This is a genomic window from Sphingomonas sp. PP-CE-3A-406 (assembly GCF_003688625.1).
Classification (GTDB): Bacteria; Pseudomonadota; Alphaproteobacteria; order Sphingomonadales; family Sphingomonadaceae; genus Sphingomonas.
Map to the genome: position 1 here is coordinate 580,534 of NZ_RCWY01000002.1, position 25,077 is coordinate 605,610.

General features: G+C 67.2%; 14 protein-coding genes. 10 read left to right on the plus strand and 4 right to left on the minus strand.

Annotated elements, in window-relative coordinates:
• Window positions 1–63 precede the first annotated feature (63 nt).
• Entirely contained in the window at window positions 64–3,600 is a 3,537-nt protein-coding gene (locus tag C8J44_RS09185) for an autotransporter outer membrane beta-barrel domain-containing protein (protein WP_259466788.1), read from the minus strand.
• Between the two features lie 427 nt (window positions 3,601–4,027).
• On the opposite strand from C8J44_RS09185, the gene acnA reads away from it, so the two are divergent.
• The gene (gene acnA / locus C8J44_RS09190; RefSeq protein WP_121904253.1) at window positions 4,028–6,712 is read left to right on the plus strand and encodes an aconitate hydratase AcnA; all 2,685 of its coding nucleotides are present in this window, start codon (window positions 4,028–4,030) and stop codon (window positions 6,710–6,712) included.
• Window positions 6,713–7,129: 417 nt separating this feature from the next.
• Here acnA and putA read toward each other — a convergent pair whose 3' ends face one another.
• Window positions 7,130–10,732 (minus strand): trifunctional transcriptional regulator/proline dehydrogenase/L-glutamate gamma-semialdehyde dehydrogenase, encoded by a 3,603-nt coding sequence (putA, locus tag C8J44_RS09195; RefSeq protein WP_121904672.1) that lies wholly within the window; start codon window positions 10,730–10,732, stop codon window positions 7,130–7,132.
• A gap of 107 nt (window positions 10,733–10,839) precedes the next feature.
• Here putA and C8J44_RS09200 point away from each other — a divergent pair, with 107 nt between their 5' ends.
• Window positions 10,840–11,301, plus strand: coding sequence for an Lrp/AsnC family transcriptional regulator (locus C8J44_RS09200; protein WP_121904254.1), 462 nt, complete (start codon window positions 10,840–10,842; stop codon window positions 11,299–11,301).
• 24 nt (window positions 11,302–11,325) lie between these two features.
• Here the strand turns inward: C8J44_RS09200 and C8J44_RS09205 are convergent, their stop codons facing one another.
• The gene (locus C8J44_RS09205) at window positions 11,326–11,835 is read right to left on the minus strand and encodes a DUF2141 domain-containing protein (RefSeq protein ID WP_404969193.1); all 510 of its coding nucleotides are present in this window, start codon (window positions 11,833–11,835) and stop codon (window positions 11,326–11,328) included.
• Window positions 11,832–12,755 (minus strand): hypothetical protein, encoded by a 924-nt coding sequence (locus tag C8J44_RS09210; protein WP_147453163.1) that lies wholly within the window; start codon window positions 12,753–12,755, stop codon window positions 11,832–11,834. The genes C8J44_RS09205 and C8J44_RS09210 overlap by 4 nt, the downstream gene beginning before the upstream one ends.
• Before the next feature lie 337 nt (window positions 12,756–13,092).
• Between C8J44_RS09210 and C8J44_RS09215 the strand changes: the two genes are divergently transcribed.
• The 8 genes from C8J44_RS09215 to C8J44_RS09250 all read left to right on the plus strand — a co-directional run bounded on the left by C8J44_RS09215 (window position 13,093) and on the right by C8J44_RS09250 (window position 25,003).
• Window positions 13,093–13,887: a DUF2334 domain-containing protein gene (locus C8J44_RS09215; protein WP_121904674.1), complete on the plus strand. Its 795-nt coding sequence runs from the start codon at window positions 13,093–13,095 to the stop codon at window positions 13,885–13,887.
• Window positions 13,884–15,074 (plus strand): glycosyltransferase, encoded by a 1,191-nt coding sequence (locus C8J44_RS09220; RefSeq protein WP_121904255.1) that lies wholly within the window; start codon window positions 13,884–13,886, stop codon window positions 15,072–15,074. Before C8J44_RS09215 ends, C8J44_RS09220 begins: the two co-directional genes overlap by 4 nt.
• A complete protein-coding gene (locus C8J44_RS09225) occupies window positions 15,074–15,307 on the plus strand; it encodes a hypothetical protein (RefSeq protein WP_147453164.1) in 234 nt (77 codons plus the stop codon). The genes C8J44_RS09220 and C8J44_RS09225 overlap by 1 nt, the downstream gene beginning before the upstream one ends.
• Before the next feature lie 122 nt (window positions 15,308–15,429).
• Window positions 15,430–15,930: an RNA polymerase sigma factor gene (locus C8J44_RS09230; protein ID WP_056051506.1), complete on the plus strand. Its 501-nt coding sequence runs from the start codon at window positions 15,430–15,432 to the stop codon at window positions 15,928–15,930.
• Window positions 15,931–16,014: 84 nt separating this feature from the next.
• Window positions 16,015–17,001, plus strand: coding sequence for a FecR domain-containing protein (locus tag C8J44_RS09235; protein WP_121904257.1), 987 nt, complete (start codon window positions 16,015–16,017; stop codon window positions 16,999–17,001).
• Window positions 16,901–19,249 (plus strand): TonB-dependent receptor, encoded by a 2,349-nt coding sequence (locus C8J44_RS09240; RefSeq protein ID WP_121904258.1) that lies wholly within the window; start codon window positions 16,901–16,903, stop codon window positions 19,247–19,249. Before C8J44_RS09235 ends, C8J44_RS09240 begins: the two co-directional genes overlap by 101 nt.
• A 130-nt stretch (window positions 19,250–19,379) precedes the next feature.
• Complete coding sequence (locus C8J44_RS09245; protein ID WP_121904675.1) at window positions 19,380–21,908, plus strand: exo 1,3/1,4-beta-D-glucan glucohydrolase; 2,529 nt, start codon at window positions 19,380–19,382, stop codon at window positions 21,906–21,908.
• A gap of 149 nt (window positions 21,909–22,057) precedes the next feature.
• A complete protein-coding gene (locus C8J44_RS09250; protein ID WP_121904259.1) occupies window positions 22,058–25,003 on the plus strand; it encodes a glycosyl hydrolase 2 galactose-binding domain-containing protein in 2,946 nt (981 codons plus the stop codon).
• The last annotated feature ends 74 nt before the right edge of the window (window positions 25,004–25,077 follow it).

Consider the following 25,077-nt stretch of genomic DNA (forward strand, 5'->3'; position numbering starts at 1 on the left):
GGCCATCCGCTACAGCGGACGGCCCTTGCCGGATCGGCGCTATCGCCAAATCGAGATACCCTGTCAGAAGCGGATGCTGATCGATCCCTTGTAGGTCTGGTTCGACACGTCGCTGCGCTCGATCGTGGTATCGGCGCCAATCGAGACGTCGACTCGGTCGCCGACCAGCGTCAGGCCGCCGCTGACTTCGCCCCAGTTCTTGTCCTGGCCGGCAAGTGCGAACAGTGCGTTCGGACCGATCCCACCGACAAAGTTCGCGCCGAACACACCCGGCGTCGAGTTGAAGTCGTGGACATAGTTCGCCGCGACATAGGGCTTGAGCGACGCGCCACCGCTCAGGAACAGTCCGGCACGCCCCTGCACGCTGTCGAAGCTGTCGCGGTCGACGAACAACGCCGGGCCGCTCCCGTTCTGGCCGCCGTCCTCGATCGACTTGCCGAAGCCGATATGGCTGGCGCGGATCGACACGCGCGGACCGACCTTCAGCATCGACAGGTCGAACGCCTTGCCGAGGCCGACCTCGCCAACCAGCGTCAGCGCGTTGTCGGTGCTGCGCAACCGGTAGCTGGTGCCGACGAAGCCGACGCTGCGATCGGTCTTGGCGACGAACGCACCCGCGCTGAGTTGCGTGTCGAGGATGATCCCCGACGCCGTCTCCAGCTTGCCGTAGACCGTCCCCTGGTACAGCGCGCCCTTCGCTCGCTGCGCGATCCCGCCGGTGGTGCCGTCGGTGTCGGTGTACGAGACCGACAGGCCGATCACCGCGCCCTCGCCGGCCTGCTTCTCCAGACCGCCGGCGATGAAATAGCCGTCGAACTTGTCATGCCCGCCAAACGGGACCGTAGTCGGCATCGAGCGGCTGCGACCGTCGATATAGCCGCCGGCGATGAAGCCACCCATGTCGTCGGGAAGTTTGCCCGACTGGACGACCGTGCCGCCGGTGTCGCTCATCATGTCCTGCCCGCCCGGCAGATCGCTCGCCATCAACGACGCGACCTGGAACGGCTTGCCGATCAGCGCGAGCGTGCCGCCGAGCCCGTGACGCGTATCGATCTGCGCGATACGATCGCGGTAGAACCGCGACATCGTGTCGACCGACGCCACACCCAGGCTCGACTTCAGCGTTTCCGCGCGCGGCGCGAGCCCCTCCAGCGTCGAGCGGATCGTCGCAGCGGTCTGCAGATCGAGCGTGCCGTACAGCCCGCTCAGCGCCGAATAGTTTGACCGGTTGCGATCGAGCAGCCCGGCATACGCTGTCTGGATCGGCGTCGCGGCGACGACATTGCTGTATTGCCCCGCAGCAATCCGCACCTGCACCGCATTGGCGCTGTAAACATAGGTAGGCGTCAGGATCGCGCTGAGCGGCGTCGCTGCATTGAAGGCTCCGCTGACCCCGCCCTGCGCGGTCACGATCGTGTAGATATCGTTCGATCGGATGGTCTGCCCTGCGACGGGCGCGAACCCGACGCTGCCGCCGAGATTGACGATCCCGTTGGTCGCTGCGCCGCTGGCGTTGAACGTCGTTGCCACGAAAGCGAGCTTGTCCGACGTGCCGTTGGCGCCGAGATCGACGAGCAGGTTGGTACCCGAGGCGAGGATGCCGTTGCCAGCGACGGTCAGCGTCCCGGTCGTCCCCATCGTGCCGGGCGCGATCATGCCCGAGACGCTGGTGAAGAACGGCGTGTTGATCCGCCCCGATCCGGTCAGCAGTCCGGCGAGCATGAAATAGTCGCCCGGCGTAGAGATCACGCCGTCGTTCTGCACCGTGCCGGTCACCTGGTTGATCGTCATCAGGCTGGTCAGCGATCCCGCCGACGTCACCGCCAGCTTGGCCGTGCTGCCCGCGACGGTAAACTTGTCGACCGTCACCGACGATCCAAGCGTCGTCGTGCCCGCCGCCGCCAGCGTGACATCGTAATAGCGTGCGCTACGCTGCGTGGCGCGATCGGGATCGATGTTGTTGGGGACGAAATCGGTCGCGCCCGGCAAGCCGTTGGCGAGCGTCGGCGACAGCACCGCCAGCGCCGTCACGTCCTTACCGGCCTGCGCGACGTTCTCCGCGCTGGCCAGCAGCGACGCGTCGGCCTTGCCGCCCTGCGCCACGGTTTCCAGCATCATGCCGGCCGCGGCGACACCGCCCGTCGCGACCTTGGTCACGACTGCCGGCGAGGCGGCGGTCGTCGTCACCGGAACGCCATCGACCGTCTGGACGCCCGTCTTCACGTCGACGCAATCGGTCTGGAAACATACTTGGCCGAACTTGTTGCCGTCGCCGGCGATACCCGCGCCGGTGGTGGTCGGCACGCCGTTGACCAGCTTGCCGTCGACGATGATCTGGTAGTTCGGATCGAGTGCGGTCACCCAGTGCGACGCGTCGGTCCACTGGCCGTCGCCCGCCTTGGTCTGCGCATAGCGATACGGATTGTTCGCGGTGATATAATCCGAGAACAGATAGAGCGGCTGGTAGAAGCTGGCCGTACCATAGGCACCGAACGGCTGCGCGCCGAAGAACCGGTTACCACCCGACAGGACGCCGATCACCACCTGCTTGGCGAAGGTTCGATCGAGGATCAGCGGACCACCCGAATCGCCGCCCGCGGTCGTGCCCTCGTTGGGCAGCGCGTCGTCCTTGAACAGGTTGAAATCATAGGGGCTGGCTGCGGCGGTGCCACGGCGGGGATCGTCGAAATCGAGCTGGTACAGGTTCTGTGGCAGGCCGCTGGTCGATCCGAACAGGAACGCGTCGCGATCGTCGAACGAGCCGAGGATACCGATCGTGTTCTCGGCGATGCGACGGCGATAGTCGATGCCGTTGGTATCGCCGACCAGCGTGCCACCCTGCCCGCTGCGACCATAGCCGGTGATCGTCACGTGATAGCCGGTGCCGGTGGTCGCGCCGATCGTCGCCGGGGCCGGCAGCGCGGACAGCAGCAGCGCCCAGGTCGGCACGTTGGCGGCGGGCGTATCGAGCGTCGCGATCGCGACGTCGCCCTGGATGAAGTTCTGACCGATGCCGAGCTTCAGCGAGTCGGCATTATAGACGACCTGGTTGACATTATACAGGAAGTTGGCGGTGTTGGTCTTGTACTGCTGAGCATTGACCGCACCGGTCGCGGTAGTCGGCAGGAACCAGTCGATCACCGCGGGGCGGTTGTTCTGTGCGAACCCGAACGCGATCGGGATGCCGCCGCCCTTCGATCCATATTGCCACGGGTCCTGCGCACCGGTGCCGGCGCCGTTCTCGTTGACGCAGTGCGCGGCGAAAATGACCGTGCGCGGGTTGATCAGCGACCCGGTGCAGATCCCGAGGCCGCCACCGCCCGCATCGATCGTCATCTGGCCGACACCGTTCACGCCACCCGCGACGTCCTGTGAGGTGGTCGGCGTACCCGGTGCGCTGATGACGATGCTCGGCTGGGTCACCAGATCGGCGGGGTTGAGCGTGCTGCCATACGCCATCACGTCGACGCTCGTCGGGCGCTCCTGAGCCGACGCCAGCGTCGGAACGACGGCCGCGATCAGGATCGCGGTGGACGCGAGCAGGTTCAGCCGTGACCGACGCATGAGACAGTTCGTTGCGCCCGCAGAAACGATCGTCATCTGTATAACCCCCTGTTCGTGCCGTCCATTTTCGGAAACGTGCACCATGAAGGGAAGCTATGCAGACCATTTTGCGAACGCAATCGATGATCCGTCGACTTTCACACCTTTGTAACTATTCGTAACAAACGCGTTAAATATGCCACAGGCCGATCGACCGTCATCGTCGTCGTCTCGCGCCGGTCCGCCAGAACGCGCGCACCAAAATTCCCACGCGCGACCGCAAACGACCGGTAGCGCTACCGCGCATACCGCGATGACTGAATACCTTGCAGCGCGGCAACCCCACCCTTCCCCGATGCGCTCCCCCTTGCTAAGGCCCCAGCGGTAACAGCATTTTTCGCTCGGTCCCCGACGCGCCCGCGTGGCCTATACGGCTGCTTTCCCCTCGGCGCCCGGCGGCCCGACGCCCACGGGAAGGACCCCTATGACTGCCATCGGCCAGGACACCCTCAAGACCCGCACCAGCCTCTCCACCGGCGGCAAGTCGTACGACTATTACAGCCTCGCCAAGGCGTCGGAACAGCTCGGCGACATCAGCCGCCTGCCCTTCTCGATGAAGGTGCTGCTCGAGAACCTGCTCCGCTTCGAGGACGGCGTGACCGTCACGCGCGAAGATATCCAGGCGATCGTCGACTGGCAGAAGGAGCGCCGCAGCGACCGCGAGATCCAGTATCGCCCGGCGCGCGTACTTATGCAGGATTTCACCGGTGTTCCCTGCGTGGTCGATCTCGCCGCAATGCGCGACGCGATGACCAAGCTCGGCGGCAACCCCGAGAAGATCAACCCGCAGGTCCCCGTCCACCTCGTCATCGATCACTCGGTGATGGTCGACGAGTTCGGCACGCCCCAGGCATTCCACGACAACGTCGACCTCGAATATGAGCGCAACATCGAGCGCTACGAGTTCCTCAAGTGGGGCAGCAAGGCGCTCGACAATTTCCAGGTCGTCCCCCCCGGCACCGGCATCTGCCACCAGGTGAACCTCGAATATATCGGCCAGGCCGTCTGGTCGTCGGCTAGCTCGGGTGACCACGGCGACGGCACGATGATCGCGTATCCGGATACGCTGGTCGGCACCGACAGCCACACCACGATGATCAACGGCCTCGGCGTGCTCGGCTGGGGCGTCGGCGGGATCGAGGCCGAGGCCGCGATGCTCGGCCAGCCCGTGTCGATGCTGATTCCCGAAGTCGTCGGCTTCAAGCTGCTCGGCAAGCTCAACGAGGGCATCACCGCCACCGATCTCGTGCTCACTGTCACGCAGATGCTGCGCGCCAAGGGCGTGGTCGGCCGCTTCGTCGAGTTCTTCGGCCCCGGCCTGTCGTCGATGACGCTCGCCGACCGCGCGACGATCGCCAACATGGCGCCCGAATACGGCGCGACCTGCGGCTTCTTCCCGATCGACGACAAGACGCTCGATTACATGCGCCTTACCGCACGGTCCGATGAGAACGTCGAGTTGGTCGAGGCCTATGCCAAGGCCAACGGCTTCTGGCGCGACGAGAACGCCGAGGATCCGGTGTTCACCGACACGCTCGAACTCGACATGGGCACCGTCGTCGCCAGCCTCGCCGGTCCGAAGCGCCCGCAGGACCGCGTCAGCCTCAACAAGGTCGACGAGGTGTTCAACAGCGACCTCCACAAGCTGTACCACAAGGAGCAGCCCGCCCGCGTCGCCGTCGAAGGTCGCGAGCATGACATCGGCGACGGCGACGTCGTCATCGCCGCGATCACCAGCTGCACCAACACGTCGAACCCTTCGGTGCTGGTCGCCGCAGGGCTCGTCGCACGCAAGGCGAACGCACTCGGCCTCAAGTCGAAGCCGTGGGTGAAGACCTCGCTCGCGCCCGGTTCGCAGGTCGTCACCGACTATCTCGACAAGGCCGGCCTCACCGCGGACCTGAACGCGCTCGGCTTCAACCTCGTCGGCTACGGCTGCACCACCTGCATTGGCAACTCGGGCCCGCTCGCGCCGGCGATTTCGGCTGCGATCAACGAGAACGACCTCGTCGCCGCGTCGGTGCTGTCGGGCAACCGCAACTTCGAAGGCCGCGTGTCGCCCGACGTCCGCGCCAACTTCCTCGCCTCGCCGCCGCTCGTCGTCGCCTATGCGATCAAGGGCACCGTCACGACCGACATGATCGAGACGCCGCTGGGCCAGGGTTCGGACGGCCAGGACGTGTATCTACGCGACATCTGGCCGACCAACGAGGAAGTCCGCACGACGATGGACGCCAACATCGACGCCGGCATGTTCGGCGCGCGCTACGGCGACGTCTATGCGGGCGACGCCAAGTGGCGCGAGATCGACGTCACCGGTTCGGACACCTACGCATGGCGCGCAGGGTCGACCTACGTCGCCAACCCACCGTACTTCGAGGGCCTCAGCATGACGCCGTCGCCGGTACAGGACATCATCGACGCCAAGCCGCTCGCAATCCTCGGCGATTCGATCACTACCGATCACATCTCGCCGGCCGGTTCGATCAAGGCCGACAGCCCCGCTGGCCGTTTCCTGCAGGAGCATCAGGTCAGCAAGGCGGACTTCAACAGCTATGGCGCACGTCGCGGCAACCATGACGTGATGATGCGCGGCACCTTCGCCAACATCCGCATCAAGAACGAGATGGTCCCCGGCGTCGAGGGCGGCATGTCGAAGTACGACGGCGAAGTCATGGCGATCTACGACGCCGCGATGCGCTTCAAGCAGGACGGCACCCCGCTCGTGATCGTCGCCGGCAAGGAATACGGCACCGGCTCGTCGCGCGACTGGGCGGCGAAGGGCACCAACCTGCTCGGCGTCCGTGCGGTCATCACCGAGAGCTTCGAGCGCATCCACCGCTCGAACCTGGTCGGCATGGGCGTGCTGCCGTTGCAGTTCGCTGACGGTGTGGACCGCAAGACGCTCGACCTCGACGGTTCGGAGACCTTCACGATCCTCGACGTCGCGAGCATCCGCCCGCGCCAGGACGTCACCGTGAAGATGACCCGCGCCGACGGCACCAGCGAGACGTTCCAGACCAAGTGCCGGATCGATACCGTCAACGAGCTGGAATACTTCCTCAACGGCGGCATCCTCCACTACGTCCTGCGCAAGCTGGCCGCATAAGACCACGTCGTCCCGGAGCGATCCGGGACGACGCCCTACGCTTCAGCGCAGACAACTACCGTCATCCCAGCGAATGCTGGGATATCCCGTGAGGCCCGCGTCGCCCACCACGAGGGATATCCCAGCGTTCGCTGGGATGACGTGTGTCTGGTATAATCGGAGTGCAAACGGCCCAGCACCAAGCGCGCTGCCGAAAAAGGCGGGGCGACCGTGAAGGTCGCCCCGTAGTTCAGGGAGAAGACCGGGACAGGGGGGACCCGGTCAAAGTCGCCGTCCACAGGGGGAGAGGGAGCGGCGACGCTCTCCCTTTCGCGCCGATATGTTGCAGGGATATGTCGGTCGCGTGTTCGAGCTACATTTTTACAATTAAAGAGCGGTTAGGCATCATTATGGTGACGCCGCATCGTCCTGTTCCCGTTATCCGATCATCATCAGGCTGGCATTGCCGCCCGCAGCGGTGGTGTTGATCGAGGTCGACACCTCCTCCAGCAGCCAGTCAGGCGTGTAGGCGAGCGGCGCGCCAAGCTTGGCCGCATGGACAAGAACGATCGGCCCCGGCATCGCCGCCACCCGTTCGACCATCTGCGCCACCACCGCCGCATCGCCCTCTACCAGCACCGCGGCGAACGGCGCATCGCCGTCCTCTGCGAACACCGCCGCGACCGCCGCAGGAATCCCCTCGGGCAACGCCATGCCCTCGACCTGCGCGCGATTGCCCGTCGCCAGCACGACCGCCATCTGCTCCAGCAACCCCGCTGGCGTGGCGGGCTTCAACAACACACGCCCGCGCGGATGCAATGCATAGTCGTTGCGCTCGCCGACCGGGCCCGGCAGCAGCGTCTCGACACCCAGCGCCGACCCGTCGCGATAGAGACGCGCGGCGGTGGCGGTTGCGCGATGGCCACGTTGCCCCAGCCACGCGATGAACAAGTCGAGCAGCGGCATCGCGGTACCGGCCCCGATCTGCGCGGTCGCGGCCTCGGTCACGAGCCGCCCGAGATACAGCGGACCGCCTGCCTTCGGACCGGTGCCCGACAGCCCGCGCCCGCCGAACGGCTGCACGCCGACGATCGCGCCGATCACGTTGCGATTGACGTAGATATTGCCCGCCTTCACCCGCGCGGTGATATCCGCGACGGTCCCGTCGAGCCGTGTGTGCAGCCCGAAGGTCAGCCCATACCCGGTCGCATTGATCGCATCGATCAGCGCGTCGAGCGTGTCGCGCTTGAACCGGATGACGTGGAGCACGGGCCCGAACACCTCGCGTTCGACGTCGCCGATATGACCGATCTCGATGATCGTCGGCGCGACGAACGTGCCGTGTGCGCACTCGGCCGGCAGGTCCTGCTGATCGACCCGGTGCCTCGCCGCGCGCATCCGCGCGATATGCGACTCGATTCCCGCCTTCGCCTCGGCGGTGATGACCGGACCGATATCGACCGCGAGCCGGTCGGTACGGCCGATTCGCAACTCCTGCAGCGCGCCCTTCAGCATCGCCAGCGTCCGGTCGGCAACCTCGTCCTGCAGGCACAGGATCCGCAGCGCAGAGCACCGCTGTCCCGCACTGTCGAAAGCAGATGCCAGCACGTCCGCGACGACCTGTTCCGCCAGCGCCGAGGAATCGACGATCATCGCGTTCTGCCCCCCGGTCTCGGCGATCAGCGGGATCGGCGCGCCATTGGCGGACAGCCGCGTCGCCAACTGGCGCTGGATCAGCCGCGCGACGTCGGTCGACCCCGTAAACATCACCGCGGCCGTCTCGGGTGCGCCGACCAGCGCCGCGCCAATCGCACCGTCGCCGGGAACGAGATGCAACGCATCCGCCGGGATCCCCGCGTCGTGCAGCAAGCGCACCGCTTCGGCCGCGATCAGCGGGGTTTCCTCGGCGGGCTTGGCGAGCACCGGATTGCCCGCGACCAGCGCCGCGGCCACCTGCCCCGCAAAGATCGCGAGCGGGAAATTCCACGGGCTGATGCAGACAACCGGCCCGAGCGAGATCTGCGCTGGCCCCATCGTCGTCCGCGCCTGCTGCGCATAATAGCGCAGGAAATCGATCGCCTCGCGAACCTCGCCGATCGCGTTGGCCGCCGACTTGCCCGCCTCGCGGATCACGAGACCGATCAGGATCGGCATCCGTGCCTGCATCGCGTCAGCTGCACGATCGAGCGCCGCAGCACGCTCCGCCACAGGCGTTGCGGACCACGTGCTCGCGGCCGCCAGCGCCGATGCGGCGCGCGCGTCCTCGACCGAGACTTCGGCAACGTGACCGACGACGTCACGGTGGTCGGCCGGGTTGCGTACCGGACGCGTCTCGCCGACGTCCTCGGAACCGGCATGCCATGTGATCGCCGCGCTTTCCCGCAGAGCGTCGCCCAGCGCAGCCAGCGCAGTCTCGTCGCTGAGATCGATGCCGTCCGAGTTGCTCCGGTCGGGAAACAACCCGCCCGGCAGCGCGATCTCGTCATGGCGCGCGCCGGGATTGGGCATCGCCGACACGATATCGACGGGGTCCGCGATCATCGCGTCGATCGAGATCGCGGGATCGGCGATCCGGTTGACGAACGACGAGTTCGCGCCATTCTCGAGCAGCCGACGAACCAGATACGCGAGCAGCGTCTCGTGCGTGCCGACCGGCGCGTAGATCCGGCACGGCCGGTCGAGCTTATCCTTGCCGACGACCTGCTGATACAGCGGCTCGCCCATCCCGTGCAGGCACTGGAACTCGTATTGGCCGATCGCGAAATCGGGTCCGGCAAGCTGATAGATCGTCGCCAGCGTCTGCGCATTGTGCGTCGCGAACTGCGGGAACACCGCGTCGGGCGCGGCCAGCAGTTTCCGCGCGCACGCGATGTACGCGATGTCGGTATGGAGCTTCCGCGTGTAGACCGGAAAGTCCGCCAGCCCATCGACCTGCGCGCGCTTGATCTCGGCATCCCAATACGCGCCCTTGACCAGCCGGACCATGATCCGCCGCTCCGATCGCCGTGCGAGATCGACGATCCAGTCGATCACGAACGGGCACCGCTTGCCATAGCCCTGAACGACGAAGCCTAACCCGTTCCAGCCCGCCAGATCGGGATCGAGCGCCAGGCTTTCGAGCAGGTCGAGCGACAGTTCGAGCCGATCTGCCTCCTCCGCATCGATGTTGAAGCCGATGTCGTAGCGCTTCGCCAGCGCGGCGAGACGCGCCACCATCGGCAGCAATTCGTCCATCACGCGCGCCGCCTGCCCGCGGACGTAGCGCGGGTGAAGGGCGGACAGCTTGATCGAGATGCCCGGCCCCGCATACACCCCGCGCCCCGCCGACGCCTTGCCGATCGCGTGGATCGCGGTCTCGTAATCGGCGTAATAGCGTGCGGCATCGGCGGCGGTCGTCGCCGCTTCGCCGAGCATGTCGTAACTGTAGCCGAAGCCCTTGGCCTCCAGCTCGCGTGCGCGCTTCAACGCCTGCTTGATCGTCTCGCCGGTGACGAACTGTTCGCCCATCATCCGCATCGCCAGATCGACGCCGCGCCGGATGACCGGCTCGCCGACCCGCGCGACCAGCCGCGACAACGCCGCGCCGAGCCCGCGATCGTCGACGCTCCCGACCAGCTTGCCGGTGACCACCAGCCCCCAGGTCGCGGCGTTGACGAACAGCGACTTGCCGCCGCCGAGATGCGCGGTCCAGTCGCCGCCGGCGATCTTGTCGCGGATCAGCGCATCGCGCGTCGCATCGTCGGGGATCCGCAACAGCGCCTCGGCGAGACACATCAGCGCGACGCCCTCCTGGCTCGACAACGAATATTCCTGCACCAGTCCTTCGACGCCGGTACCGCGATGTTCCGCGCGCATCCGCGTCACCAGATCGCGCGCCGTCTCGCGCACCGCGGCGTGCGTCTCGGGGTCGAGTGTCGCGGACTTGATCAACGGTGCGAGCGCCTTGGCCTCGTCCAGCCGGTAGGCCGCTGTGATCGCCGATCGCAACGGGGAAGCCTCGCGAATAGCGGGGGCGAAGGCGGCGAAGGGCTGGCTGGTCATGCCACCGCCATAGATCGCTTCCAAAAGTCGATCCGACTTATGTATCGGGATCGGGCGGGCTATATCGCTTTTGTACGCGCCATCCGCAGACCAATCGGAGTGATTTGATGCCCGCAACAGTCGAAATGGATGGCTTCGACCACAAGATCGTCGCTGCGCTGCTGGAGGACGGCCGCATGTCGGTCACCGACCTCGCGGCCGCTGTCGGGCTGTCGAAGACGCCGTGCCAGGTTCGGCTGCGCAAACTGATCGCAAGCGGCGTGATCCGCGGCTTCTGCGCGATCGTCGATGCCGAGAAGATGGGTCTCGATCACGTCGCATTCGCCGAGGTGAAGCTCGACGACACGCGCGAGCAGGCTCTCAAGGCGTTCAACGCCGGGGTGCGTCGCATCCCCGAAGTCGAGGAATGCCACATGATCGCGAGCAGCTTCGATTATCTGCTGAAGGTCCGCACCGCCGACATCCGCCGCTACCGCGCGGTGCTCGGCGAGAAGATCTCGAGCCTGCCGCACGTCGCGAGCACGTCGACCTTCGTGGCGATGGAAACCGTCAAGGACCGGACCCGCTGATCCGCGGGCCCAGGTCCTCCTCGGCTATTGCTTGATCGGCGCGAACGAGAACAGGCCGCTGCGATAGTTCATGACGACGTGTGTGGTGGTGATGCCGTCATGGACGACGACCTTGGCCTGATCGGCATGCGGCTTGGAATGGCCGAGCTTGGGGTTGCTGGCAAAGCCGATACCGTCGTGGAGCAGGCTGAACCCGTGACCGCCGTCGCGCGCATGGACGACGCTGAGCGCATAGGTGCCAGGTGCGGGCACGCGCAGGCAGAGCGACACCACGCCGCTCGCGGGCACTGTGATCACCGACCGCCGGAAGGTCTTGCCCGCGCCGATCAGGACGTTGTCGTCGGCGAGGAAGTCGCCGTCGCGCGCGGGGTAGAGTTCGGCGCGGAGTACGCCGACGCGGTCCTTCAACCCATCGACGTCGACGATCAGCGCAGGCCCCGGTTCGTTGGGTCGGCAGCGCGCCTCGACGGTGCCGAGCCTCGGGGTCGAGGGGATAGGGGTCGCGGCGAGCGCCAATATCGAAAACAGGATCACTTGTTACGCTCCATGGTGGCGAGTTCGACCGCGGTCAGCGCCGCGCCGAGCAGAAGATGCGTGACCAGCCACAGCCCGGCGATCATCGTCAGCACTGCGGTCACTTCGGAGGTCCGCCCGACGGTGAACGCGACCAGCCCGGCGAACACGATGTCCTTGTTCGGCAACAGCGGCAGGCGCGAGACGAGCATCCGCAACGTCGCCAGCGCGAGCCACCAGGCAAGCGGCGCGGCGGGCATCACCGCTGCCCACAGCAACGCGGCCAACACGGTGGTGGCGACGATCCGCAGGAAATGGATGACCGCGATCCGGGTCAGTTCCGGGCGCGGCAGCGTCAGCAGCCGCTTGCGCAGTACCAGCGTGACGAGCGACGGGATCGCCATGCTCGCCGCCGACACGATCATGACCTTCGCGCTGGTGCCAAGGTGCAGCGCGGCGAGCGCATGCCAGCTCGCCGCCGCCAGCGCGAGCGTGCAGACGTTGGCGACCACCGCGGACAGGATCGCGACGTCCTTGATCGCGCCGAACGGCGTGCCGACCATCGTCGCGTGCTTGCGCGCCCAGCCGTAGAAATACAGTTCACCCGAATAACCGAGGATGATCTCGTTGCTGATCCGCTTGCGTAGCAGCGCGAGAATGCCGCTCGGCGGCAATCGCCAGAGCCGCCGGTAGATCACCCATTCGCTGAACGGCGTGACCAGATAGCCCAGCGCGAAGATCGCCCAGAACAGCGGCGACATCGGCACCATGTGCAGGATGCCCGGCACGTCGAGGCTGCGCAGCTGCCACAGCGCGCCGATCAGGATCGCGGCGGACAACAGCGGCGCGAGCCAGCGGCCGACGAAACCCTTGCGGACGACGGTCGGGGTTAGGGCGGGGAAAACCTGCGCGCGCGTCAGCGTCAGCGGCATCTCTGTCATGCGACATTGCTCCGGTAGAAACAGGATCGCGCCAGCGGCGGGCGGCAGAGGCGGGTGGTGCCAAGCGACGCCGAAGCGAGTGATCCGGATCGGGTCATGCCCACAGGACGCCGCCAGCAACGCCGAGCCGCAGCGATGCCCGTCCCATCAGTGAAATAATTTGCCGGTAGGGATCGGCGCGGACTGCGGAAGCATCGAGGCGGCGCCGTCCCGTCATCAGTGCGCGACGTATGAAGGCGAGACCATGGCGACATTCGACCAGAGCGGGGGCGACCAGAGCGAGAGCGGGGGCGACCAGAGCGGGGGGCAGCGTCCTCCAGCGTCCGACGCCCAGCCGATGGCACGCAAATCGGCGGCGCAGCGACGCCTGGTCGTGTCGATCCACGACGTCTCGCCCGCGTTCGTGGCGCCGATCGACCTGCTCGCCGAGCGGATCGACGCGATCCTCGGCGGACCGAAGTTCGCGATGCTGGTGGTCCCCGATCACTGGGGCGCCGCGCGGCTCGATCGTGCCCCGGCGTTCGAGCGGCGCCTGCGCGCATGGTCCGATGCCGGCGTCGAGATGTTCTTGCACGGCTGGTTCCACCGCGACGCGAGCGATCACCGCAATGCGGCGACCGCGCTCAAGGCGCGCTACATGACCGCCGGCGAAGGTGAGTTCCTCGGGCTCGACGCAGCCGAAGCCGAACACCGGATGCGCGCCGGTCGCGACATGGTCGAGCAGGCGATCGGCCGCTCCGTCGCCGGCTTCATCGCGCCGGCCTGGCTCTACGGACCGGGCGCGCACGCCGCGCTGAAGGCGTGCGACTTCGCGCTGGCCGAGGATCATTTTCGCGTCTGGCAACCCGCCACCGGCGCGATCGTCTCGCGCGGTCCGGTCGTGACCTGGGCCAGCCGGACGCGCGCACGGACCGCCAGTTCGCTCGCGGTCGCCGCCGCGGCGCGCGTCATGCCCGACTGGATGCCGACGATGCGCGTCGCGGTCCATCCCGGCGACGTGACCAAGGAGTCGCTGCTCACCAGCATCGACCGCACGCTGCGTACGCTCGCCGAGCGCCGCACGGTTTCGCGCTACGCCGACCTGGTCGCCGACCAGATGTCCGCTGCACCGATCGAGAGGATCGCGGCATGAAGATCGTCGACGTCTGCGCATTCTATACGCCGACCGGCGGCGGCGTGCGCACCTATATCGACCGCAAGCTCGTCGCGCTCGCCGCACGCGGGCACGAGGTCGTCGTCATCGCCCCCGGCGAGGAGAACCGCGAAGAACAGCGCGGCCCTAACGCCCGCGTGCGCTGGCTGAAATCGCCACGCTTCCCGCTCGACCGCTCCTATCGCTACTTCGCCGACCGCGCGGCCCTGCACGCGATGCTCGACGAAGAGGACGCCGACGTGGTCGAGGTCTCGTCGCCGTGGCGCAGCGCATCGATGGTCGCGGACTGGCGGACGCGGTCGGGGTCGCGCGCGCGGCTGTCGCTGATCGCACATGCCGATCCGCTGTCCGCCTATGCCTATCGCTGGTTCGGCAACGTCGCCTCGACCCAGGCGATCGATCGTGCGTTCGACTGGTATTGGCGGCATCTGCGCCGGCTCGACGCGCAGTTCGACCATATCGTCAGCGCCAGCGACAGCCTGACCCAACGGTTGCGCGAAGGCGGTCTCAACAAGGTGACGACAGATCCGATGGGCGTCGACCCGGGCCAGTTCTCGCCGCGCTTGCGCGACGCCGACCTGCGCCGCGAGATGCTCGCGCTATGCGGGCTTGGCGAGGATGCGCTGCTGCTAATCGGGGTGGGTCGCCATGCGCCGGAGAAGCGCTGGGACATGGTCGCGCAGGCCGCGACGGTCGCGGGTACGCACACCCCGGTCGGGCTGTTGATCATCGGCGGCGGTTCGCGGCAACGGCGCGTGATCGATGCGATCGGCGACAACCCGCATGTCCGCCTGCTCGAGCCGATCCGCGACCGGACCGCGATCGCCCGGCTGATGGCGAGTGCCGATGCGCTGGTCCACGGCTGCGAGGCGGAGACCTTCTGCTTCGTCGCGGCCGAGGCGATCGCGTCGGGGCTGACCCTGATCGCCCCCGACCGCGGCGGCGCCGCCGATCTCGCGCAGGCCAATGACGGCGTGCTCTATCGATCCGGCGACACGCAGGCGGTCGCCGATGCGATCCTGGCGTTTGCCGGAACGCGGTTGGCCTCGGCGGCGGGTCCTCTCGATCGCCCGGTGCGCACGATGGACGATCATTTCGACGCGCTTCTGGCCTTGTACGAGGACAATATGGTTGCACAGCCCGAACGCCGGCTGGACGTGGCATGATGACCGCCATGGCTCTGATCTCGATGCCGGACACCAGCGAAGACGATCTGGCGAGCGCGACCACCGTGGCGCGACCATCGATCCGCGACGACCTGACTCGATCGCCACCCGTCGCCGCGACACCCTGGCGGGCACCGCTCTTCTACCTCGCCCCGATCGCTGCGATCTTCCTGCTGATCGCGGTCGCAATCGTGCTGCTGTGGCGGGTCGTCACGCGGTCCCGCAGCCTGTGAGACGCCCCACCGTCCTTCGGTAGCGACAGACGCCGCGATACGCGGTATCCGTCGCGGTTCCTGAAGTTCGGAGCAATGCCGTAGCCGACGCGGAAAGTTTTCAGCCTGCCGGGCTTTCGGCAGTGCTTGCGGCGCATCGCCCGCAGCTCGTCCGGTTCTTCACCGGGCGGACGGGGAGTGCTGCGGAAGCCGAAGACGTGGTGCAGGAGATCTGGTTGCGCACCGCCGAACCCGCCGCCGGGCCGATCGCCAACCCGCTCGCCTATCTCCACCGGATCGGCCTGAACATCGTGCTCGACCGGGTGCGCGCGACCGGACGGCGCGCGCGCCGCGATACCGGCTACGCGGAGAGCATGACGACGATCATGGGCGACGAAGCGGTCGACGATACGCCCTCCGCCTTCGATGCGGTCGCCGGGCGGCAGCGGATCGCACAGCTGGCGACCGCGCTCGCCGGCCCCCCCGAGGGGGCAATGCGGGTATTCCGGCGCCACAAGATCGATGGCCTGTCGCATGCCGAGGTCGCCGCGGAATTCGGCATCACCCGCAGCGCGGTCGAAAAGCATATCGCCGTCGCGCTTAGGCACCTCAGAAAGGCGCTCGATGATCGAATCGACGATTGATCGTCATGCCCGACTGCGGTGCGGGATGAACGGTGGCGTCTATGGCACGAGCGGGGGGCATCCGCTTGGAACGAGGGCACCTTGATGGCTGCGACGACCCAAGACCCGATCGACGCAGCGGCAGCCTGGCACGCCCGGATCGATGCGCCCGACATGGATTGGGAGGGGTTCGGCGACTGGCTGGCACGCGATGCCACGCACCGCGCCGCCTATGATTCGATCGCGCTGCTCGATGCCGAGATCGGCGAGGCCGCCCCGTCGATCGCCGCGCTGCTGCCGGCAAACGACGACGCCGTGGTCGAAGCGCAACCGTTCGCCCTGCCCCCTCGGACGTCGCGCTGGCGCTGGGCGGCGACCGGCACCGGCGGCGCGCTCGCGGCCGGGCTGGCGCTGCTGTTCGTCGCGCCGCAGCTCGGCGGCGACGGTGCTCAGGTCTATGCGACGAACGCCGGCGATACGCGCGCGCTGACGCTGGCGGATGGCAGTGCGATGCGGATCGATCGCGGATCGCGCGTTTCGGTCGCCGGCGGCACCACCCCGCTGATCACGCTGGCGAACGGCGCGGCGAGCTTTACCGTCCGTCACGATCCGTCGCGAACGCTGATCGTCCGCGCCGGCGACTACGATATCCGCGACGTAGGCACGCGCTTTTCGGTCGTCAACGCCGGTCGAACGCTGTCGGTCGCCGTCGCCGAAGGCGAAGTCAGCGTGGCGCCCCACACCGCCGACGGGTCGCCTCCCGCTACCGTGACCGCGGGGCAGCGGCTCGACATTGACACCACCACCGGGATCGCCGCGCGGCGCCCCATCGCGCCCGCCTCGGTCGCCGACTGGACCGATGGCCGGCTCAACTACGACGGTGCGCCGTTACCGCTGGTTGTCGCGGACATATCGCGGTATGCGACCGCCCCGTTGGTGGTCGATCCGTCCGCCGCTGGACTGCGCTTTTCCGGGGTTTTGACGATTGGCGATGGATCGCGGCTCCTCGATCAGCTTCGCGCGGTTCTGCCTGTACGGTTGCGTCGCGCTGACGGCGTCGTCCATATCGAGCGCGCCGGCCTACGCGGATAAACCGGCTCAGGGCGGGATCAGCATCGCCCAGGGCTCGCTGCGCACCGCACTCGATTCGCTCGCACGGCAGACGGGCATTTCGATCGGCATGGCGGGGTCGCTGCCCGCCTTGCAGGTCAAACGCATCGATCATGTTTCGGATATCGCCAAGGCGCTGCGCAAGCTGCTCGCCGGGACGCATCTGCGCGCGGTCCGCGTCGATGCGACGACCTGGCGGATCGAACCTGCACCGCACCACGACCCGGTCGAGCGAAACCGCGAGATCGCACCGCCGGCCGACGCCGGTGGCGATATCATCGTCACCGCCAGCAAACGCGACGAACGCCTGTCCGACCTTCCCGCCTCGATCGGTATCTTCGGTGCGCCCGCGCTCGATCGTCTGAGCGGCAAGCGCGGGCTGGTCGATCTCCTCGCCGCCACCGACGGCGCGTTCTCGACCAATCTCGGGCCGGGCCGCGACCGGGTGTTCCTGCGCGGCGTCGCCGACAGCGCCTTCAACGGCACCAGCCAGTCGCTCGTCAGCCTGTATCTCGACGACGCGCGGATCGGCTATTCCTCGCCCGATCCCGACCTCAGGATGGTCGATATCGACCACATCGAGATTCTCCGCGGGCCACAGGGAACGCTGTACGGCACCGGCGCGCTCGGCGGTGTGGTCAGGATCGTGACCACCCGGCCCGATCTGAACACCGTGTCCCAAACGCTCTCGACCGAGGTCACCGGAATCAAGGACGGCGCGCTGGGCGGCGCGCTCGATGCGACCGTCAACCTGCCGATCGTCACGGGCAGCGTGGCCTTGCGCGCGTCCGCCTGGGCGGAGACGATGCCCGGCTGGATCGACGACAGCGGACGCGGCAAACGCAACGTCAACCGCACCGCACGAACCGGCGCCCGCGCGGCACTGCGCTGGGCGATCGGCAACGGCTGGACCGCGACCGCGAGCGGCGTCGGCCAGTGGATCGACACCCGCGACAGCCAATACGCCACGCGAGGGCTGACGCGCGCGACCTCGATCGCCGAGCCGCAGGACAATGATTTCGTGACGGGATCGCTCGACATCCGCGGATCGATCGGCCGGCTCGACGTACAGTCGACCAGTTCGGTCGTATCGCACGATTTCACCAGCACCTACGACGCGAGCAGCAGGGCGAGCCTGCTCGATACCGCCACGCCGCTCGCCTATGACGAGAGTCGCGAGATCCGCCTGCTGACGCAGGAGTTTCGCGTCAGCGATCCGTCCGCGCGCCATCCCTGGATCATCGGTGCGTCGCTGCTGAAGGGCACCACCCGGCTGAAGGGCAGCTTCGTCGCGGCCGGCGACGCGATCGAAGCCCGCGACGACAAGGAGGCGGTCTTCGAGGCGGCGCTGTTCGCCGAAGGCACCGAGCGGCTGTCCTCCGCGCTCGACTTCAAGCTCGGCCTGCGCGGCTTCGTTACGACCAACGACATCGAACAGCAGGGCCCGCAGGAGCAGAGCGCGACCAAGCTCGGCGTCACCCCCAGCGCGACGCTCAGTTGGCACCGCGACGAGACCGGTCTGGTCTGGCTGCGCTATGCCAGCGCGATCCGGCCCGCTGCGGTGTCGCGCGATCTGCCCGGTAAAGACCAGAAGATTCCAGGCGATGAACTGCAAAGCCTCGAACTTGGCTGGCGGGTCCGCGCGTTCGACGACCGGGTCAGCCTGACCGGCGCAGTCTTCGGGTCGGTCTGGAAGCATCTGCGCAGCGATGTGGTCGACTCGGATGGGCTGTTCGGAACGATCGACGTCGGCAACGCCACCAATTACGGCATCGAGTTCGGCGCGCGGATGGACGCGCGACCGCTGACGATCGATGTCGGTACCACCATCCAGCGTGCACGACTGACCTCCCCCAGCGAATACCAGCGTGGCAACGACGACGACCGCCGCCTGCCGGTGGTCCCCGACTTTTCCGCACGGTTCGGCCTGACGCGGACATTCTCGCTGATCGCGCTGCCCGCCAGCGCCTATCTGACCGCGCGCTATATCGGCCAGACCCGGTTGAGCTTCGACCCGACGCTCGATCGCCGGGCGGGCAATTATGCGACGGTCGCCGCCGGCGCGACCGTCGACGACGGTCCGCGCCACTGGTCGCTTGCGGTCGACAATCTCCTGAACGGACGCGGCAACAGTTTCGGCTTCGGCAACCCGTTCACGCTCGCGTCGATCAAGCAGACCGTCCCGGTCCGACCGCGCGCGATCACGCTGAGCCTGTCGATAGGCTTCTGAGCAACGCGACTCCCGTGCGGCAACGCCCGCCACCGCACGACCAATTCGTTTGCATGCTACCGCGCCGCACCGGTACGAGGAGGCCATAAGGTACCGATACCAAATCGCGTGCCATCTCGGGGGGACTATGATGTCGGCAGGCTTTTCCACGGTCACGATCGCGCTTCTGCTGCAATCCGCGGCGACGCCCGTGCCGGCTCCGGCACCCGCGTTTTCCGCGGTCGCGCATCCGGAAATCTGGCCGACCGCGAACGCGCGTCCCTCGCGCGATCCGAAGGTCGAGGCACGGATCGACGCGATCCTGAAACGCATGTCCGTGGAGGACAAGATCGGCCAGCTGATCCAGGTCGACATCGCCAGCATCGAGCCGTCGGACCTGCGCACCTATAAGCTCGGCTCGATCCTCAACGGCGGCAACGCCGGGCCGCACGGCAACGATCTCGCGCCACCGGTCGAATGGCTCAAGCTCGCCGACGACTTCTACGACGCGTCGATGGCGCGCAGCGACGGCCGCCCCGCGATTCCCGTGATCTGGGGCACCGACGCGGTCCACGGCAACAACAACATTCCCGGCGCCACGCTCTTCCCACACAACATCGGGCTCGGCGCAGCACGCGACCGCGACCTGATGCGCGAGATCGGCCACGTCACCGCGATAGAGACCGCCGCCGCCGGCATCGACTGGACCTTCGCACCGACGCTCGCCGTCGTCCGCGACGATCGCTGGGGCCGCACGTACGAGAGCTATTCCGAGGAACCGCAGGTCCAGGCCGATTACGCCGGGGCGGTGATCGAAGGCGTCCAGGGCAAGGTCGGCACCAAGGAGTTCCTCGCCCCCGACCACGTCATCGCGACCACCAAGCACTTCCTCGGCGACGGCGGCACGGGCGGGCGCGACCAGGGCGATGCGCTGATCCCCGAAACGACGCTGCGCGACATCCACCTTGGCGGCTACCCCGCCGCGATCGAGGCCGGCACGCAGTCGGTGATGGCCAGCTTCTCGAGCTGGAACGGCGCCAAGATGCACGGCAACAAGAGCCTGCTTACCGGCGTGCTCAAGGACCGGCTCCACTTCGACGGCTTCGTGGTCGGCGACTGGAACGGCCACGGCCAGGTCGACGGCTGCTCGAACGAGAGTTGCGCCGCAGCAATCAACGCCGGCCTCGACATGTTCATGTATTCGGGCAGCGGGTGGAAGACGCTCTACGCCAACACGCTGAAGCAGGCGCAATCCGGAGAGATCCCCGCCGCGCGCCTCGACGACGCGGTCCGCCGCATTCTCCGCGTCAAGATCCGCGCAGGCACGTTCGATCGCGGTCGCCCGTCGTCGCGCGCGCTCGCCGGCAAGATGAACCTCATCGGTGCCGCCGACCACCGTGCGATCGCCCGCCGTGCCGTGCGCGAATCGATGGTGCTGCTCAAGAACGAAGGCGGCCTGCTTCCGCTGAAGCCCTCGGCCAACATCCTCGTCGCAGGCGACGGCGCGGACAACATCCCGCAACAGGCCGGCGGCTGGTCGCTCACCTGGCAGGGCGGCGGCACCACCAACGCGAACTTCCCCAACGCCGAGACGATCTGGTCGGGGATCAGCACCGCGGTCAAGGACGCCGGCGGCACCGCGACGCTGTCGGCGGACGGGAGCTTCGCCAAGAAGCCCGACGCGGCGATCGTCGTGTTCGGCGAACAGCCCTATGCCGAGTTCAAGGGCGACCGCCCGAACCTCGAATACAGCCCCGAGGACAAGTCCGACCTCGAACTGTTGCGCAAGCTGAAGGCTGCGGGCGTGCCGGTCGTCGCGGTGTTCCTGTCAGGTCGCCCGCTCTGGGTGAATGCCGAACTCAACGCCTCCGATGCGTTCATCGCGGCGTTCCTGCCTGGTAGCGAAGGCGGCGGCGTCGCCGACGTGCTGTTCCGCAAGAAGGACGGCAGCGTCGCCAACGACTTCCGCGGCAAATTGAGTTTTTCCTGGCCCAAGCGCCCCGACCAGTATGTTCTCAATCGCTCCGACCCCGGCTACGACCCGCTGTTCGCGTTCGGCTACGGGCTCAGTTACGCCAAGCCGGGCAGCGTGCCGAAGCTCGACGAAACCCGCCCTGCCGGCATGGCCGCATCGTCGAACGGCACGATCTTCGGCAAGGGCCGCGTCCCCGAAGGCTGGTCGCTCGCGCTGGTCGAGCAGGGCCAGTCGAAGGTCCGCCTGCTCGGCGTCAACGCGACGACCGCGACCAAGCGCCTCACCGCCTCCGCAGTCGACCGCCGCCGCCAGGAAGACGCGCGCGCGTTCGTCTGGACCGGCGGCCCCGCCGAAACGCGGGTTGAGGCGTCCGGCCCGCTCGATCTCACGCGCGAGAGCAACGGTGAACTCAGCCTGGTCGTCGACGTCCGCGTCGATCGCGCAGGCAGCGCACCGATCGGTCTCGGCATGGTCAGCAACGACGGCAAGTCGGTCACCGTCCCGATCACCAAGACGCTCGCGGCCGGCAAGCCGGGCGACTGGCAGCAGGTGATCGTTCCAGTGCAATGCTTTGCCAGGCGCGGCATCGATATGACGCACGTCACCGCACCATTCGTGATCGCCACCGACGGCAAGCTTGGCCTCGCGATCTCCGACGTCAAGATCGACTCCGCGCCCGTGCCGATGACGAAGTGCGGCGATTGATGGAATCCCAACGGAACTTCGCACCGTCCGCTCGATTCCTGTCAAAGGTCTGATTTGCCAAATCAATTGGCTTTCCCGGTCGGTCATGCTCTGACGGATCGATAGCGCAGCCCGGCCACAGATCCGGCTGCCGATATGGGGGATGACTGATGATCGACCGTTCTGCCACCGTGCTTGGCGTTTCCCTGTTCGCGCTGATGCTCGCATCGACCGCGTCGGCGCAGACACCTGCAAGACCCACAGCGCTGCCCCCGGGCTATGCCGATCGCGGCACGTTGAAGTCCGAATGGCCGGTCCAGGTGCGCCAGATGGCCGGACAGGTCACCCCCCAGGATCCCGCAACCATCCCGCGCACGCGCGCACCGTTGCCCAAGCCGGTCGCCAAGCCCATCCCACGCGGTCCCGCACTCGCCAGGCGCACGCCTGGTCTGTGGACCGTCGCCGGCTGGCGGCTCGCCGAAGCGCCCAAGGTGCAGGCCGATGGCGCCGCCCTATCGCGCGTGGGCTATGACGCCAAATCCTGGTACGTCGCCACCGTCCCCGGCACCGTCCTGACGACGCTGGTCGATCGCGGCGTCTATGCCGATCCCGCGTCCGGGCTGAACAACCTGACGATCCCCGAGAGCTTGGCGCGACAGGACTACTGGTATCGCACCGAGATCGATGTTCCCGCCGAAACGACCGGCAAGCATCTCGAACTGAACTTCAAGGGTGTGAACTACGCTGCCGAGATCTGGCTGAACGGCGCGCGTCTCGGCACGATGAAGGGCGCGTTCATCCGCGGCCGGTTCGACGTCACCGGCAAGCTCGCCGCGGGCCGCAACGTCATCGCGGTCAAGGTGTCGCCGCCTCCCCATCCCGGCGTCGCACACGAGGAGTCGATGACCGCGGGCGTCGGCGAGAATGGCGGCATGCAGATGCTCGACGGCCCGACCTTCGTCGCGAGCGAGGGCTGGGACTGGATCCCGTCGATCCGCGACCGCAACACCGGGCTCTGGCAGGGCGTCGACCTGATCGCGACCGGCGATACCGCGCTGGGCGATGCACACGTGGTCACGACCTTGCCGAACGCCGACAACAGCGTCGCGAACGTCGAGATCACCGTCCCGGTCCGTAACCTGACCGACCAGCCGACCACCGCCACGGTCACCGCGAAGTTCGACGCCGTCACGGTCAGCAAGTCGGTGCCGCTCGCGCCCCACGCCAGCGCCGACGTGACGATGGCGCCCGCCGAGTTTCCCGCGCTCGCGGTCCGCAATCCGAAGCTCTGGTGGCCGAACGGCTACGGCGCGCCCGCTCTGCACGACCTGACACTAACGACCGCGGTGAACAACGCCGTCTCCGACACCAAGACGCTGCGCTTCGGCATGCGGCAGGTGACGTACGAGATTTCGCTGATGGACAAGACCGATACGCTGCGCCGCGTCGGCATCGACCTGTCCAAAGCGCGCGCGCTCCACACGCAGATCGTCGACGGCACGCACCAGGGTATCCGCCAGACCGCGAATGGCTGGGCCGCCTCGCTGGTCCCCGGCGCCGAGACCTCACCGGCGGTGACGCCGATCGCGGGCGATGCCAGCCTCTCGCCGTATCTGCTGATCAAGGTCAACGGCGTGCGGATCGCCGCGCGCGGCGGCAATATCGGCATGGACGATTTCATGAAGCGGACCGAACGCGAGCGCCTGCTCCCGTTCTTCCGGCTGCATCAGGATGCCAACCTCAACATCATCCGCAACTGGGTCGGCCAGAATACCGAGGAGAATTTCTACGATCTCGCCGACGAACACGGGCTGATGATCCTCAACGATTTCTGGGAATCGACGCAGGACTACAACATCGAGGCGCAGGACGTGCCGCTGTCCGCCGCCAACGCCGAGGACGTGGTGAAGCGGTTCCGCAACCATCCCTCGATTGTCGTCTGGTTCGGCCGCAACGAAGGCGTGCCGCAGCCGATCCTCAACGAGGCGCTGCAGCGGATCATCAACCGCGACGACGGCACGCGCCTCTACATGGGCTCGTCGAACCGCGTGAACCTGCAGAACAGCGGGCCGTACAACTGGCGCCCGGAATCGACCTATTTCACCGAACATGCCAAGGGCTTCTCGGTCGAGCTCGGCACGCCCAGCTTCCCGACGCTGGAGGCGTGGACGCGCGCGCTGCCCAAGGCCGATCTCTGGCCGATCGGCGATGCCTGGGCGTATCACGACTGGCACCAGACCGGGAACGGCGCGGTCAAGACGTACATGGATGCGCTCGCGACACGCTATGGCGCCGGGACCAGCCTCCCCGACTTCGAACGCAAGGCGCAGATGATGGAGTACGACTCCTATCGCGCGATCTTCGAAGGGTTCAACGCAGGGCTCTGGACCACCAACTCCGCGAGGATGCTGTGGATGACGCAGCCCGCCTGGCCGTCCTCGGCGTGGCAGATCTTCTCGTCCGACTATGACACGCACGCCGCGTTCTACGGCACCAAGAAAGCGTCGGAACCGGTCCACGTCCAGATGAACCTGCCCGATCACAAGATCGTGCTGGTCAACAACGGCCCGGCGCTGGCGGGTGCGGTGGTTCATGCCAAGGTGACGTCGCTAGACAACCGCGTGCTCGCTGAACAGCGCGCGACGGTCAGCGCAGGCGCCGGGCTGGTCGCCGACGCCTTCCCGCTCGATCTCGCGCCGTTGCTGGCGCAGGGCATGGTGCTGGTGTCGCTCGACGTCACCGACGCGGCGGGCAAGATTGTCTCGGAGAATGTCTATTGGCAGGGTGCCGATGACGCCGCCTATCGCGGCATGACCCAGATGGCGAAGGTTCGGCTGACCTCGACCGCAACCAGCCGCCGCGACGGCGACGAGATCGCGACCACGCTCGACCTGTCCAATCCCGGCAGCGTCGCCGCGCTGGCGACCAAGCTGACGGTGATGAAAGGCGACGGGACGCAGGTCCTGCCCGCCTATTTCACCGACAACTACGTCTCGCTGCTGCCCGGTGCCAAGCGTCGGATCGAGATCCGCTACCCCGCCTCCGCGACCAAGGGCAGGACGACGGTCGCGCTACGCGGCTGGAACGTGACGCCGACCGCCGTCAAGGTTCGCTGAGCGATGAAGATCCTCGCCGCCCTCGCCATGCTTGTAGCCCCGGCAGCGGCGGCGGCGCAGGACCGCCCGATGCC

Excerpts from the sequence above, each read along its gene's own strand:
- C8J44_RS09185 (WP_259466788.1), bottom strand. The coding sequence starts at position 3,600 with ATGACGATCGTTTCTGCGGGCGCAACGAACTGTCTCATGCGTCGGTCA.
- acnA (WP_121904253.1), top strand. The coding sequence starts at position 4,028 with ATGACTGCCATCGGCCAGGACACCCTCAAGACCCGCACCAGCCTCTCC.
- putA (WP_121904672.1), bottom strand. The coding sequence starts at position 10,732 with ATGACCAGCCAGCCCTTCGCCGCCTTCGCCCCCGCTATTCGCGAGGCT.
- C8J44_RS09200 (WP_121904254.1), top strand. The coding sequence starts at position 10,840 with ATGCCCGCAACAGTCGAAATGGATGGCTTCGACCACAAGATCGTCGCT.
- C8J44_RS09210 (WP_147453163.1), bottom strand. The coding sequence starts at position 12,755 with ATGACAGAGATGCCGCTGACGCTGACGCGCGCGCAGGTTTTCCCCGCC.
- C8J44_RS09215 (WP_121904674.1), top strand. The coding sequence starts at position 13,093 with ATGGCACGCAAATCGGCGGCGCAGCGACGCCTGGTCGTGTCGATCCAC.
- C8J44_RS09220 (WP_121904255.1), top strand. The coding sequence starts at position 13,884 with ATGAAGATCGTCGACGTCTGCGCATTCTATACGCCGACCGGCGGCGGC.
- C8J44_RS09225 (WP_147453164.1), top strand. The coding sequence starts at position 15,074 with ATGACCGCCATGGCTCTGATCTCGATGCCGGACACCAGCGAAGACGAT.
- C8J44_RS09235 (WP_121904257.1), top strand. The coding sequence starts at position 16,015 with ATGGCTGCGACGACCCAAGACCCGATCGACGCAGCGGCAGCCTGGCAC.
- C8J44_RS09240 (WP_121904258.1), top strand. The coding sequence starts at position 16,901 with ATGGATCGCGGCTCCTCGATCAGCTTCGCGCGGTTCTGCCTGTACGGT.
- C8J44_RS09245 (WP_121904675.1), top strand. The coding sequence starts at position 19,380 with ATGTCGGCAGGCTTTTCCACGGTCACGATCGCGCTTCTGCTGCAATCC.
- C8J44_RS09250 (WP_121904259.1), top strand. The coding sequence starts at position 22,058 with ATGATCGACCGTTCTGCCACCGTGCTTGGCGTTTCCCTGTTCGCGCTG.